9 protein-coding genes are annotated in these 14,624 nt (G+C 68.6%); 6 read left to right on the plus strand and 3 right to left on the minus strand.

The genetic code is table 11. From position 1 onward, the window contains the following. Positions 1-5 precede the first annotated feature (5 nt). Positions 6-1,472 carry a hypothetical protein gene (locus HR086_RS07185; RefSeq protein ID WP_217440406.1) on the minus strand — a complete coding sequence of 489 codons (1,467 nt, stop codon included), beginning with the start codon at positions 1,470-1,472 and terminating at the stop codon, positions 6-8. Positions 1,473-1,775: 303 nt separating this feature from the next. Between HR086_RS07185 and HR086_RS07190 the strand changes: the two genes are divergently transcribed. The 4 genes from HR086_RS07190 (at position 1,776) to HR086_RS07205 (ending at position 5,676) form a co-directional block, all read left to right on the plus strand. Then, complete coding sequence (locus tag HR086_RS07190; protein WP_174456397.1) at positions 1,776-3,296, plus strand: sigma-54-dependent Fis family transcriptional regulator; 1,521 nt, start codon at positions 1,776-1,778, stop codon at positions 3,294-3,296. A gap of 31 nt (positions 3,297-3,327) precedes the next feature. Then, the gene (locus HR086_RS07195) at positions 3,328-3,810 is read left to right on the plus strand and encodes a hypothetical protein (protein ID WP_174456396.1); all 483 of its coding nucleotides are present in this window, start codon (positions 3,328-3,330) and stop codon (positions 3,808-3,810) included. Positions 3,811-3,820: 10 nt separating this feature from the next. Beyond that, positions 3,821-4,633: a DUF4347 domain-containing protein gene (locus HR086_RS07200; RefSeq protein ID WP_174465196.1), complete on the plus strand. Its 813-nt coding sequence runs from the start codon at positions 3,821-3,823 to the stop codon at positions 4,631-4,633. Positions 4,634-4,917: 284 nt separating this feature from the next. Continuing rightward, on the plus strand, positions 4,918-5,676 hold the full coding sequence (locus HR086_RS07205; protein WP_174465197.1) for a hypothetical protein: 759 nt from the start codon (positions 4,918-4,920) through the stop codon (positions 5,674-5,676). Positions 5,677-5,711: 35 nt separating this feature from the next. Here HR086_RS07205 and HR086_RS07210 read toward each other — a convergent pair whose 3' ends face one another. Together HR086_RS07210 and HR086_RS07215 are read right to left on the minus strand one after the other, a co-directional pair. Beyond that, on the minus strand, positions 5,712-6,455 hold the full coding sequence (locus tag HR086_RS07210; protein ID WP_373564267.1) for an NIPSNAP family protein: 744 nt from the start codon (positions 6,453-6,455) through the stop codon (positions 5,712-5,714). Between the two features lie 176 nt (positions 6,456-6,631). Then, positions 6,632-7,024 carry a RidA family protein gene (locus tag HR086_RS07215; protein WP_141641494.1) on the minus strand — a complete coding sequence of 131 codons (393 nt, stop codon included), beginning with the start codon at positions 7,022-7,024 and terminating at the stop codon, positions 6,632-6,634. 293 nt (positions 7,025-7,317) lie between these two features. Here HR086_RS07215 and HR086_RS07220 point away from each other — a divergent pair, with 293 nt between their 5' ends. Both HR086_RS07220 and HR086_RS48345 read left to right on the plus strand, forming a co-directional pair. After that, entirely contained in the window at positions 7,318-12,642 is a 5,325-nt protein-coding gene (locus HR086_RS07220) for an HYR domain-containing protein (protein ID WP_254626223.1), read from the plus strand. A 47-nt stretch (positions 12,643-12,689) separates the two neighbouring features. Then, positions 12,690-14,546, plus strand: a complete 1,857-nt coding sequence (locus tag HR086_RS48345; protein ID WP_254626224.1) for an OmpA family protein — start codon at positions 12,690-12,692, stop codon at positions 14,544-14,546. Positions 14,547-14,624: the final 78 nt, after the last annotated feature.

The following is a 14,624-nucleotide window of genomic DNA, read 5'->3' on the forward strand; positions in this document are numbered from 1 at the left end:
GGCTTTCACACGGCGGTGCGCTGGGGACGGTAGATGCGGTGCGGCACGGCGTTGCCCCGGTATGCGACGACCAGCGAACTCCACACCGGATTGGCGTCGTGCATCTGCTTGAGCTGGCGCAGCATGCGGGACTGGAGGGCGCTCAGGTCCGCGCCGGGCGTCAGTCCGGAGACCATGGCGGCGGCGACGAGGTGCGCTGCATAGGTGCCTTCGGTCAGGTCCGTGGGCAGGCCCGGAGGTCCGTGCAGCAGTCCTCGCGCGAGTCGTTGGACGCGCGCCTCGTCCGTGTCGCGCCAGTTCTGGATTTGTCCCAGGGCATGCCCCTCCAGCGCGGCGGCGCGGTGCGTGACGAGCACCTCCGCGACGGCCCCGGCGGAGTGCTTCGCGAGCTCGCGGCTCACGGAGACGCCCTCGACGACGATGCGCTGCCCATTCACATCCGCATCCACCTCCCGTTCGATGAATCCCGCCCAGTGGGCCCGGTTGGCGAACAGGAGCTTGTCGACGGTGGCCGCGGCGAGGTACCCGCGCAGCACGTCCGCGGGGTGGGAGTCGTCGGACGGGCCGTCGCGGCGCAGCACCGGGCCACCACCCCAGGCGGCGTTGAGGCCCCGGAAGTAGCCCAGCAGTCCGATGCCCGACGTGGGGCCCATGTTGAGGATGCCGAGGACGTCCGCCGCCGTCTCGTCGATGCGGTCGGCCCAGTAGGTCGCGAGCGAGGGATACGTGTCCTTGAGCTTGTCATGGACGGCGTTGGACAGCTCCGCCGACAGCCCCGAGTCGGCATCCAGGATGTCGTGCCCCGCGGCCTCGTGCGGGAGCGCGGCCCACGCCAGCAATCCCTGATGCGCATTCGCGGGCGGCAGGCTGACCACACCCGCCATCAACCCGAGCACGCTCGAGGTGGCATCCACCGGCCAGGTGTACGGACCGGAGTCAGGACTGCCCCATTTCACCAGCGGCGGCAGGATTCCCTGGTCCGGCGGGGAGACACCCCGGCGACTCTCCGCGCTGAGGAATCCATCGAAGAGGTCGCTGACGACCTCCTGGAATGCATCCGTGGCGAGGAGCTCATAGCGCTCCGCGTTCTGGAGGACGGCGTGGGTGGCATCGAGCAGGAGGCCCGCGACGCCCGTGCGCCTCGGGTCCTGTTGGAGCAACTGGGCGAAGCGCGTGGCCCCCATCTCACCCAGCTTGTTGAGGAGGGGTTGATAGAAGGTGTCGCGATACGCGCCGGGAAGCGTGTCGCGCGCGGCGGAGAGGCGGCTGAACAGCTCCTGGTAGTTCGACGGCTCGCGGGGGCCGGGCTCTCCCATCAGTGCCGCGTCGCGCGCGTCCTCGACGAGTGCGGGCAGGTTGTGGGGCTCCCCAGGCGAGAAGACCGCGGGACCGTCAAGTGGCCCGCCAGGGGGCTCCGCCGGCATACGACGCGGGGACAAGGACGAGACAGGGACCTTCTTGGGTCGTGACATGGGTTCCTCGGGTGAAAGGTCCCCTGCTCATGGGGACAGGTGGACTCCGAGTTCCTGTCAGAGCAATCACCATGCCTTGACGAAGGTCGGGACGATGCAGACGTATGGCCAAGGAAGGGTCGAGAGTGTTTGTCCACTGTGTTGGACAACGCGCGACCTGCTTGTCAAATCCCGTTGACGTTCGCGACACCTCTTCCGCCGCGTGTCGCTCTCACGGTGTGACTGGCGCGCCCCCTGCAATGTCTGCCGGTGCCCATGACCTCCGACTGGCCCACCAGCATTGCCGTGCATCGACTGGGTGATATGTTGACAGACATGGTCACCCTCGAGGCCCGCTTTGCCCGCGAGCGAGATCTCTATCTCGCGGTGCTCCGAGTCCTGGATGCGCCGAGTCCCCTTCAACCCCTTCAAGATGTGCTGACCTGTCTGGTCGAGCTGGCGGATGCCCAGCGCGCGGGCCTGGAGCTGTATGGAGAAAGCTCCGTGGCGCGTCGTGAGTGGTCGCTGTTCCATGGTTGCTCGGAGCTGGAGCGCGAGGAGATCCGGGCGTTGACGTCGCGCGGAATCGTCGCCTCGACGATTGCGGCCGGCAAGTCGGTGCACACGGCGCATGCGTTGCTGGATGCGCGCTTCGCCAGCTCGGCCAGCGTCAAGGCGCAGCGCCTGGAGGCGGTGCTCTGTGTACCCCTGGGTGGGCGACTGCCGGGGGTGCTCTATCTGGAGGGAAAGCGCGGCGCGGGGCCGTTCTCGGAGGGGCTGGTGCAGCTGGCGGAGTCGGTGGCCCACTTCCTGGGCACGGCGTCCGAGCGGGCGCTGCTCCAGAGAGGGGGCGACAAGGAGGACCCGACGCGCCCCTTCCGGGAGCGCTTCCAACTGGAGGACATCATCGGCAGGAGTCCGGGGCTGGCGCATGTGTTCGCCCAGCTCGCCGTCGCGGCGCCGCTGGATGTGACGGTGATGATTGGGGGGCCGTCCGGCACGGGGAAGACGCAGCTGGCGCAGGCGCTCCACGTCAACAGCAAGCGCAGGTTGGGGCCCTTCGTGGAACTCAACTGCGCGGCTGTCCCGGAGGGGCTCTTCGAGAGTGAGTTCTTCGGTGCCTTCCCAGGAGCCTTCCCGGGAGCGCGGCGGACGGTCGGCAAGGTGGAGGCGGCGGAAGGGGGGACGCTCTTCCTCGATGAAATCGCGGAGATTCCCCTGGCCGCGCAGGCCAAGCTGCTCCAGTTGTTGCAGTCGCGGCAGTACTTCCCGCTGGCCAGCCCCAAGGCGTTCAAGGCGAATGTCCGGCTGGTGGCCGCGAGCAATGCCAACCTGGAGCAGTTGGTCCGTGAGCGGCGCTTCCGCGAGGACCTGTTCTACCGCCTCAATGTCTTGTCGGTGCGCATGCCGGCGCTCGCCGAGCGGCGAGAGGACATTGTCCCGCTGGTGGAGGCGTTGGTGGAGCGGTTGGCGGAGGAGAATGGGTTGCCGCGCCTGCGACCCTCACCGGCCTGTTTCGCGGCGTGCGAGCTGGCGGAGTGGCCGGGCAATGTGAGACAGCTCCGGCATCGGCTGGAGGCCGCGCTCATTCGCGCCAGCGCGGAGGCGGCCTCGTTCCTGGAGCCACGCCACCTGTTCGAGGGCATGGAGGCGCAGGGGATGGCGCCAGTGTCCTTCCACGAGGCGACCCGCCGTTTTCAACGAGACCTGCTTCGCCGCGAACTGGATGCCACTGATTGGTGTGTGTCCGATGTGGCGCAGCGGCTCGACCTGACCCGTCAGCATATCTACAACTTGATGAAGGCATTCGGCCTGACGAGGGATTCCCAGTCGCCTGAAAGTTGAAGGTCTCACCCGCAGTCCCCTGGAGTGTCTCATGCCGAGTACGCCGTTTTTCGGGCAGTCGACCATCAAGCCGCAGACTTCCGCCGCGGACCTGGAGTTCTGGTGGATGCCGGAGGTGAACGGCATCGGCTGGGGGTATCGCGCGTACAAGGTCCAGGTGAAGAGTCTGGACCCGAGGCGCTTCACGTTCGACCTGGTGGCGATGGAGCCGGGCGTCCCCACCCTGGTGGGGTTGGAGGTCGACCTCTTCAATGCCTCGCACGTGTGGCCCGGAGCACCCTCCACCGCCGTGAATGCTCAGCCGGGTCAGTTCGGCTACCTGTTGTTGACGGAGAAATACCTGTCGAGCCAGCAGGTCAGCAGCCTCGACGCGTACTCGGATGGTCGGGGCAAATGGCCCTTCGCCGCGGATTTGTCGAAGCGGCGGCGGGAAGGGGCCTCTCGAGGCAATGAGGTGATGCGTTCTGTCTCGGCGCTTCTCCAGGTGCTGTCGAACGAGCAGGAAGAAGGGTGAGAGGCCCGTCATGCATCTGACCATCATTGCCTATGCGTCTCGGCTCGACTGGGACATCGAGCGTGCTGTCTTCCGGGTGGATGGAAGCAGCAACCCGTTGCGGAGGTTCGCGCGTTGTCAGGAGCGGAGGCAGCTCGAGTGGGTCGTGAACGAGGTGGTCAACGAGTCCAACCAGAAGGTGTCGAGACTGGACATCTTCGGCCACGGGAAGTCCGGGACGTTGACACTGGGAGATCAGGGGCAGGAGGTGGTGACCCAGCACGAGGCGAGCTGGGACCTCTTTCCGGAGCTGGGGGCGGATGCGCTGCTCACCGACGACGCCCACGTGCGGTTGCTGGGCTGCGACACAGCGACCCTCGCGGAGGGCCGCGCGGTTCTCGAAGGGCTCGAGGCGAAGCTGTCAAAGGGGGGCAAGACACGGACGGTCTGGGGCAGCCTCGCCTCGATTGCTCACTCGGACTTTGGCCCCGAGGGGTTCCGGGAGGCGGTGGCCGGCCAGTTCCTGAGGACCGCCAACAGGATGAGTGCGTCCGAGGCAGGGGTGCGGCGCCTGGGGGTCATCGCCCAGAACGCCGCGGTGAATGTCCAGGGCGTCATGCAGTTGCTCCCGCCGGGCTACGTTCTGGATGGGCTCGAGGACATGCCCGCTGGCATCGTCGACGAGCGATTCCCTGTCAATGACCTGATTGTCACCCTCTGCGTGGATAGACGGGTCGTCGCCATCAAGTCGAAGTCATCGAATCGAATCGCGGTCTATCGGTGGACGGCCGGCTCGCAAGCTCCGAGTCGTGAGCAGATCAAGGCTCACCTGCTTTCCCACTGAGCATCGAGTCGTCGCAGGTTCCGTGTTTCTCTTCTGGGTTTCTGTCTGGAATTGTCGCGTCGGGCGAGGCCTGTCGTGAGGCGCTTCGCGCGTCCGAGAGAAGTGTGTCCCGGTCGTGCCTGATTAATTCGCGCCCGTCGAGGTCCGGCGGGCGCTGCATTTCGATGAGCGCAGGGGGATATATGAGATATGTGATGTGGTCTGGCTTGCTCCTGTGGTTCGGCTTGGCGCCGACGGTGGTCTTGGCTCAATCCCCGGCTCCGCCGACGCCCAGAAAGGCAGCCGTGCAGGCGGGCCTCAATGTGGAATCCCAAGCGAAGAGCCACGCGGACTCCCCGGTGGCCTATGGGTGGGTGAAGCCGCTGGCGTATCCAAGGAGCGCCGATGCCTACTTTGGCGAGGATGCGCCGAAAGTGGCGGAGTATCTGTCTTTCACCGGGGTGTCCGAGTCAGGGTTCAGTGTCGCCGCGAAGCTGCTCAGTTTTCGAGTGTTCCCCAATCTTCAGCTGAGCTTGCATGCCGCGATGACCTCGACGAGAACCCCGTCCAGCGGCACCGGGCCGGATGAAAAGACCGCCAAGGAAGGTAATCTCGAGAATTTCATTCAGGCTGGAGGGAATGCGACGATGTTGGCGGAGCTGCCAATGGTGGCCTATGTGTCCGCGGTCGACGATTCCGAGGGGGTGCAGAATATCGCGGTGCTGAGCTTCATGCCCTCTATCAACATGGACATTGCTCCACTGGGAGCCCCACAGGGGAATGGAGTGAGGGTTGGCCAGCTTGGGTTTCGCCTCTTCGGACAGAAGGCAGCCATCGAGGATGCCAACATCGCAGTGTTTGGCGACATCTGGATGGGTGGCTTGAAGGGAACGCCCGAGTTTTTTGGAGCCATCGGGCAGCCCGGACGTAACTCGGCGCTCTATGGCAGGGCAATCGTGGGGGTGGTCGTCCTGAAAAAGGTCCGGTTGAATTTGACCAAGGTTTTCATGGGCCCCCACGGGATGCGCACTCCCTGGATTGTCTCCGTCGCCGCTGCTCAGTAGTTACCCACCCGCGAGTGATGAACTCGGTCACCCCGTCACCGCAGCAGTGAGCGCGCGGTGGGCTCCAGCACGAGTGACTCAGGTGCGGCTTTCAGGTGCTTGAGCAGGGCGGGGCGCACGGTGTCGTTCCAGCGCCGTGAGTTCGCGAGTCGTTCGACATGGGCGAGGTATTTCTCCCGACTCGCGAACACGGTGAACGCGACGAGCACATGTTCGCCCTCACGCACGGGGAGGGCCGGGAAGGTGTTCGGGGCGTACTCCGTCTGGAGCAGGGCGAGCGGCGCGCCGCCCGTCTCACTCAGGACGGGCACGAGCTGTTGCTCGACGAAGCGCAGGAACGCGGAGTCCACGGGAGCGTCACGATGGAGAATCGTGACGACGACGACGGAGTTCGGGGTCGGGTGGTTCCCCTTGTCGGGTCTGGGGGAGCCCGGCGGGGGGAACCCCCGACTTCCGGTGACGGGGCGCAACAGCAGGACATTGCTCGAGTCCTGCATCGTCGCGTTGGCCGCCTCCCGGTGTGCCTTCCACACGGGCCCACCGTAGAACCGCTTCAAGGTCTGCTCGCGAGACACCATGTCCGGGAAGCCGCGCAGCCAGACGAAGCGCTCGGGCCGCACCGAGTCCCGGAACTGTCCCACCAGGTGCGCGCCTTGGTCCTCCTGACTCTCGACGAACTCACGCTCGAACAGGTCGATGAGCACATCGCGCTGTCCCGGGTGCAGCGTGTACTGCCGCAGCTCCAGCACGGCACAGCAATCACGAGAGGCAGGTTTCACGGCGGTGGCTCCTGACGGTGGCGTCGGTGGGAGCGCACTCGCCTTCCACGTGAGCAAGAGCAGGAGCGTGAAGAGCTGGCGTCGCATCGGGCCTCCGGTAGTGGGTATCGGAGGCACCGTACGAGCCCACTAGGACAGTTCCAGTCCTGATTCGGACCGTGACGCCCCCCTTCGTCTCAAGGCACGTAGGCGATGCAGTCGATCTCCACGAGCAGCCCGGCCTCTGGGAGCGCGGCCGCTTGCACGGTGGTGCGGGCGGGGCGGTGCCCGGCGAACACGCGCTCGTAGACAGCGTTCATCCGGGAGAAGTCCTTCATGTCGACGAGGAACACGCCGCAGCGCAGGACGTGCTGGAGGCTGGAGCCACCCGCCAGCAGGATGCGCTCCAGGTTGCGGAGGACCTGCTCCGTCTGCGCCTCGATTCCCTCGGCCTGCTTCCCGGTGGCTGGGTCCGTCGCGGCCTGTCCGGAGACGAAGAGCAGCGAGTCCAGCCGCATGCCCGGGGAGTAGGGACCCACGGGCTTCGGCAGTCCAGGCGCGGTGACGGGCTCGTGCTTCGTCGCGGTCATGTGTCCCTCCAGGAGGCCCAACGGGGCCCGCAGCCTGCCATCCTGCTCGGGAGGATGACCAGCCTCCGCCTCGGGCGTGTGTTTCCCCTCGCGGGAAAGCGACGCTCCTGTTGAACAACGCGTCACTTGTGCCGCCTGTGTCCCAGACCCCTGGCGTCCTTTTTTCGAGGCGTCGGTGAGGACCCGGTGGGGTGAAAGCGTGATACAGCCGGAGGCAACACGCGCACGCTCGCCAGCCGTGGCGGCCCTCGCGCGTCAGCCCGTGCCACACGCATGGGTGTGGAGGGTGACAGATGCAGTCGAGACGCGTCTCGCGATACCTGGTCGTGGTGGTTGGTTGTGCCCTGGTCGCCGCATGCGAGCAGAAGCAGGACCTGCCGGCTTCAGCGGAAGCGCTCGCTCTGGCTCGGGCCTACTTTCCGGAGCTGACCACGGAGGAGGCGCCGTCGAAGGTCTTCTCCTCCTCGGAGGTCCCCCTCACCGTCGCGGACTCCCGAGCTCTCACGTCGCGGCTCTCCGCGAGCGGGACGCTGGAGTTGACGACGCGGGGCCTGCTCTTCCGCGTCGAGCAGGGAGCTGGCGCCGATGACGCCGGTACCCTGCTTCGCGAGCGAGCGGTGTCCTTCGCGGGCCCGCGACACTTCTGGTTCCCGGTGGGTGCTTCCGCCGAGGTGAGCCAGGGGTGGCGCTCCTCGCGGTTGGAGGAGGCCTGGGTGGTGGATGGCTCCGAGCCCCTCCACCGCGCGGAGTACCACGTCACGCTGCCCCCTTCGGTGACGCGCCTGCGGGATGTGGGCGAGTACGTGGAGTTCCTCGACACCGACGGGCAGCCGGTTCTGCGCTTCCACCCGTCCGAGGTGCGCGATGCGCGGGGCGAGTCCCGGCGTGGTGACACGCGCCTGTCGGGGGTTCGCGCGTCATCGCTCGCGAACGTGTTCGAGGTGGAGGGCCCTCGCGTGAGCCTCGTCACCGAAGTGGCGCTCGCCGGACTCACCGCGCCGCTGGTGGTGGACCCGGGCTGGTCGTCGACGGCCAGCATGGCGACCCCGAGGGCGCAGCACTCCTCGCTGCTCTTGACGGATGGCACGGTCCTCGTGGCCGGCGGGGTCAACAGGCTGGGCTTCGTGACCACCGCGGAGCGGTTCGACCCGGAGCGCGGGACCTGGGCGTCCGCCGCGGGCCCCGGTATCCAGGGCAATATCGCGGTGGGCGTGATGCTGCCCACGGGACGGGCGCTGGTGATGACGGACGGCAGCCTGACGGGACGCATCTACGATGCCCAGACGAACACCTGGACCGCCACGGGCGCGATGGCCGCTTCGCGCAGCCTGCCAACGGCCACCGTCCTGAACTCGGGCAAGGTGCTCGTCGCCGGTGGCTCCAACCTGGCGACCGCGGAGCTCTATGATGCCGCGACCAATACCTTCACCCCCACGGCTCCCATGGCGGTCATCCACCGCGCCCACCTGGCCGTGCTGCTGAGGAATGGACGGGTGCTGGTGATGAGCGGCTTCAGCAACCTCATCCCGGGCGAGGTCCCCGAATCCGAGCTGTATGACCCCGTCTCCGAGACCTGGTCTCTCGCGGCGCCTGCCCTGGTCCCCCGGCACTACGCGACGGGGACGCAGCTTCCGGATGGCCGGGTGCTGCTCGCGGGCGGCTTCACGGCCGGAGGGGTCACCACCCATGCGGAGCTCTATGACCCGGCGGCCAACACCTGGACCGCTACGGGAGCTCTCACCCATCCGCGCAATGGCCACACCGCCACGCTGCTTCCCAGCGGCAAGGTGCTCGTCCAGGGGGGCTCGGACTCGGCTCGCAACACGCAGACTGTCTCGGAGCTGTATGACCCCGCGACGGGGACCTGGAGCCCGGCCGGGACGTTGGCGGTGGGGCGTGAGAACATGGTGGCGACGCTGCTGCCCACGGGGCAGGTGCTGGTCAACGGCGGCTACGCCTCCAACCCGAGCCTCACCTTCTTCGCCAACGGCGACGTCTATGACGCGTCCAGCGATGTCTGGGCTCCCGCCGGCAATCTCGCGGCGGCTCGCGCTTCCAGGGCGGCCGTGTTGTTGCCCTCGGGGCAGGTGCTGGTGGCCGGAGGACGCGGCCCGGGCGGCGTGCTGGCAACGGCGGAGCGCTACACGCGCGCGAGCAACACCTGGTCGCCCGCCGCTTCCCTGGCGACGGCGCGCGAGCGGGCCACGATGAGTCTGTTGCAGTCGGGCCGGGTGCTCGTCGTCGGCGGAGCCAATGGCGCGGGAGCGCAGGCCTCCGCCGAGCAGTATGACGCCACCGCCAACGCCTGGTCGGCCGCGGGCAACATGGCCACGGCCCGCGATGGCCACACCGCGACGGTGCTCGGCTCGGGCCGGGTGTTCGTGGTGGGCGGCGCGGGTGCGGCGACGGCGGAGTTGTATGACCCGGCGACCAATACCTGGAGCGGGGCCGCATCCGCCGCCACGCCTCGCTCGCGGCACGCCGCCGTGTTGCTGAACGACGGGCGTGTCCTCGTGGCGGGTGGTCAGAACGCGGGGGCGCTGTTGGCCACGGCGGAGCTGTATGACCCGACCACCAACACCTGGGCTCCAGCGGCGAGCCTCGCGCAGGGACGCGAGTCCTTCACGCTGACGGTGTTGTCCTCGGGCCGTGTGCTGGCGTCGGCGGGCACCACGCTCGCGGCGGAGCTGGCGTCGGCGGAGCTGTATGACCCGGTCTCCAACACCTGGACTCCGGCGGGCTCGCTCGCGGAGGCGCGGGCCTTCCACTCCGCGGTGCTGCTGCCGTCGGGCCGTGTGCTCGTCGCGGGAGGCCAGGGGCCGGGAGGCGCGGTGCGCGCCACGGCGGAGCTGTACGACGGCGCGACGAATACCTGGAAGCCCGCGACGAATCTCGCTGGGCCCAGGGCGCGCTTCGCCGCAGTGGTGCTGCCCACGAGCGAGGTGCTCGCGCTCGGGGGGCAGTCCGCGGCCAACGCGTGGCTGGCGAGCGCCGAGCTGTACGAAGACACGGGGGCGCAGCCCTCATGGCGTCCGGTGGTGACGGGGCCGGACGAGGTGACGCGCGCGTGCTCCGCCCGAATCACCGGCGCGCGGTTCCGAGGCATCTCCGGTGCCAGCTCGGGCGACTACAAGGACTCCTCGGCGGACTTCCCGCTGGCGCGGCTGCAAGGCGTGGAGGGAGGTCGGCTCTGGAGCCTGCCGGGGACGGACCTGTCCGCCACGGGCGCGACGGTGACCATTCCCGCCAGCGCGCCGCCTGGCACCTATGCGCTGTCCGTCTTCGCCAACGGGATTGGAAGCGGGCGACTGGTGACGGTGCTGGAGAACATCGCGCCGGTGGCGCAGGACCAGACGGTGGAAACGGGCTACGGAGTCCCGGTGAATGTGACCCTGGTGGCCACGGATACCGAGGTGGGGCCGCCGCTGACCTACGTCATCGTCACGCCTCCGGCGAACGGCACACTGAGCGGGACGCCTCCCGCCGTCACGTACACGCCGAATCCGGGCTACGTGGGGCCGGACAGCTTCACCTTCATGGCCCGGGACTGCGGCCTGGACAGCAACGTGGCCACGGTGACGGTGGGCGTGGTGGATGAAACGCCGCCGACCATCACCTGCCCGGCGGACCAGCAGGTGGAGGCGACGAGCCCGGCGGGCGCTGTCGTGACGTATCCCCCCGCCACCGCGACCGACGTCATCACCGGGAATCCGACGGTGACGTACGCACCGCCCTCGGGCGGCACGCTGCCATTGGGGATGACGACCGTCACGGCGACGGCGGAGGACGCGGCCGGCAATCAGGCGTCGTGCACGTTCCAGGTGACGGTGCGGGACACGACGCCTCCGACAGTCACCTGTCCGGTGAACATGGTGGTGGAGGCGACGGGCCCTTCGGGTGCCCCTGTGACCTATCCGGCGGCGACGGCGTCCGATGCGGTGACGGCCTCGCCCACGGTGACGTACTCACCGCCGTCGGGAAGCACCTTGCCGTTGGGGGATACGACCGTCACGGCGACGGCGGAGGACGCGGCGGGCAACCGGGCGACATGCACGTTCCTGGTGACGGTGCGAGACACGACGCCTCCGACAGTCACCTGTCCGGTGAACATGGTGGTGGAGGCGACGGACCCTTCGGGTGCCCCTGTGACCTATCCGGCGGCGACAGCGTCCGACGCGGTGACGGCCATGCCCACGGTGACGTACTCGCCGCCGTCGGGAAGCACCTTGCCGCTGGGAGATACGACCGTCACGGCGACGGCGGAGGACGCGGCGGGCAACCGGGCCACGTGTACGTTCCTGGTGACGGTGCGGGACACGACGCCTCCGACAGTCACCTGCCCCGTGAACATGGTGGTGGAGGCGGCGGACCCTTCGGGTTCCCCTGTGACCTATCCGGCGGCGACGGCGTCCGACGCGGTGACGGCCTCGCCCACGGTGACGTACTCGCCGCCGTCGGGAAGCACCTTGCCGCTGGGGGATACGACCGTCACGGCGACGGCGGAGGACGCGGCGGGCAACCGGGCCACATGCACGTTCCTGGTGACGGTGCGAGACACCCTTCCGCCCGTGCTGACGTGTCCTGGGAATCAGGTGGCGGAGGTGGGGACCGCGGTGACCTATCCGGCGGCGACGGCGTCCGACGCGGTGACGGCCTCGCCCACGGTGACGTACTCGCCTCCGTCGGGAAGCACCTTGCCGCTGGGGGACACGACGGTCACGGTGACGGCGGAAGACACGGCGGGCAACCGGGCCACGTGCACGTTCCTGGTGACGGTGCGAGACATGGTTCCGCCCGTGCTGACGTGTCCTGGGAATCAGGTGGCGGAGGCGGGGACCGCGGTGACCTATCCGCCGGCCACGGCCTCCGACGTGGGGAGCACCCCGCTGGTGACGTACTCACCGCCGTCGGGAAGCATCTTGCCGCTGGGGGACACGACGGTCACGGTGACGGCGGAAGACGCGGCGGGCAACCGGGCCACGTGTACGTTCCTGGTGACGGTGCGAGACACCCTTTCGCCCGTGCTCACCTGTCCCGCGGACCCGGTGGTGGAGGCCCAGGACGCTTCGGGCGCCGTGGTGACCTATGAACCCGCGACCGTGACGGATGGGGGGGCGGCGGACCCGGTGGTGGCCTACTCAGCGCCGTCGGGAAGCACCTTCCCGTTGGGAGTGACGACGGTCACGGTGACGGCGGACGATGCGGCGGGCAACCGGGCCACGTGTACGTTCCAGGTGACGGTGCGGGACACGACGGCCCCGACGTTGAGCTGCCCGGAAAACCTCCAGGTGGCCTCGGACGAGCCGGGGGGCGCGCAGGTGACGTACACGCTGCCCACGGCGACGGACTCCGTCTCCGGGCCGGCGACCGTCACCGCGTCGCCGGAGTCCGGCTCGCGCTTCTCTTCGGGACAGACGCGCGTCACCGTCACGGCCACGGATGCCGCGGGGAACTCGGCGCAGTGCTCGTTCGAGGTCTCCGTCCAGGCTCGGTTGATCTCGATTGCCGGAGGTGGCTGTCAGTCCACGGGCGGCGGTGGAGACGCGGTGCTGGTCGTGCTGTCGGTCCTCGCCGTCTGGGCGGGTCGTCGTCGCGGCCGGGAGCGAGTCGCCCCGTGAGCCTCTTGAATCCTCTCATTCGACTCTTCAGCTTGAAGGACCTTCCCTTGCGTGAATTGGCACGGACTGGTGTGCTCGTCGCGGCCCTGGCCGCCACAACCGCCTCGGCGCAGGCACTCTCCAGCCCCCTGGTCGCGTTCGATGCGGAGCGCTTGCGTCTGAGCGCCGCCGCCACGGACTCGTTGATGGTGGACACGGGCCGGGTGCTCTCCGAGGGAGGCTTTCGGCTCAGCCTCCTCGCCAACTACGAGCGCGGCATCCTCGTGTTGGAGGGCAGTGACGGGAGCGAGCACTCCATCATCCATTACAGGACCTCGGCCTGGCTCATGGGCGCGTGGTCTCCGGTGGACCGGTTGGAGGTCTCCGCCAGATTGCCCGTCATCATCTCTCAGGGCGGGCATGGGGCGAACAGGCTGGCGGGTGTCGCGGAGCCCTCGTCCTCGGGGCTCGGCACGCCCGAGGTGGGGGCGCGCTATTCGTTGCTGCGGCGCGAGGAAGGCGCGCCGTTGTCCCTGGCGGTGGGGCTCGACGTGGGGCTCCCGGGTGGACGGGCGAGCGCCTTCGGACGTCAGGAGCACTGGGCGGGCCTCCAGTTCTCGCCCCGGGTCTCCCTGGGGCGCGAGGTGGGCATGTTCGCGCTCGGCGCGAGCGTGGGCGCGCGGGTGAGGTCCACGGAAGTGGAGCCGGGCCGCGACGTGGGCACGGAGCTGGAGCAGTCCGTGGTGGTGGCGACCCGGGGTGACGGCCTGCGCGGCGAAATCGCCCTGCAGGTGGCGGAGTCGCTGGTGCATCCGGACGTGGCCGTGGAGCTGCTCGGAGGCGTGCGGCTGCCCATTGGCATGGGCTTCGAGCTGAACGCGCTCGCCGGGCATGGCTTCACGGATATCCCAGGGACGCCCTCGTGGCGCGTGGGCGCGGGAATCGCGTGGGCGCACAACCCGGCGGCTCGCGAGGATGTCTGCAAGGGCGGACGCAAGCACACGCCCGAGCAGTGCCCCGACTCCGATGATGACGGTGACTCCGTGCCCAACAAGTCGGACCGTTGCCCGCTGGAGGCGGGGTCGCCCGACAACGCGGGTTGCCCCGACCGCGACTCGGATGGCGATGGCGTCGTCGACCGGCTGGACAAGTGCCCGAACGAGGCTGGGAGCGCGGAGACGAGCGGCTGCCCTGACTCGGACGGCGATGGCGTGCCGGATTCCGAGGACAAGTGCCCGAACGAGAAGGGCACCGTGGAGAACCAGGGCTGCCCCGCGCCCGCGACGGACACGGATGGTGACGGCGTGCCGGATGAGTCCGACAAGTGCCCGGAGGAGAAGGGCACCGCGGAGAACCAGGGTTGCCCCGCGCCGGTGCCGGCGAAGGACTCGGATGGCGACGGCGTGCCGGATGACTCCGACAAGTGCCCGGAGGAGAAGGGCTCCGTGGAGAACGAAGGCTGCCCCGCCCCCAAGGACACGGATGGGGACGGCGTGCCGGACGACTCCGACAAGTGCCCGAAGGAGAAGGGCACCGTGGAGAACGAGGGTTGCCCCGAGCCGGCGAAGGCGCCGACGGAGGAGCGGCTCTCGCTGGCGGACCGTCGCGTCACCTTCCCGGTGGGGACGTCCGAGATTCAGGGAGAGGGCGCGAAGGTGCTCGACGAGATTGCCGAGCAACTGAAGGCGCGGCCCAACGTCGCGGTGCGCATCGAGGGGCACACGGACAACACCGGTCCCGAGGACCTCAACCGCACCTTGAGTCAGGACCGCGCGGAGGCCGTGCGCGCCTACCTCATCCGCCGAGGTGTCGACGGCTCGCGACTGGAGGCCCGGGGTTACGGTCCGACCCAGCCCATCGCGACGAACGACACGCTGGAAGGACGCAGCGAGAACCGCCGCGTGGAGTTCGTCATCAAGCGGTGAGTCGGTGTGCTCGGAGTCGCGGGGCCACGTGCCCCGCGACCCGTTGAGGCCGAGCAGGCCAGGCACTGCTCGGCCCCA

Origin of the sequence: Myxococcus sp. CA039A, from assembly GCF_013336645.1 — a bacterium.
Taxonomy (GTDB): domain Bacteria; phylum Myxococcota; class Myxococcia; order Myxococcales; family Myxococcaceae; genus Myxococcus; species Myxococcus llanfairpwllgwyngyllgogerychwyrndrobwllllantysiliogogogochensis.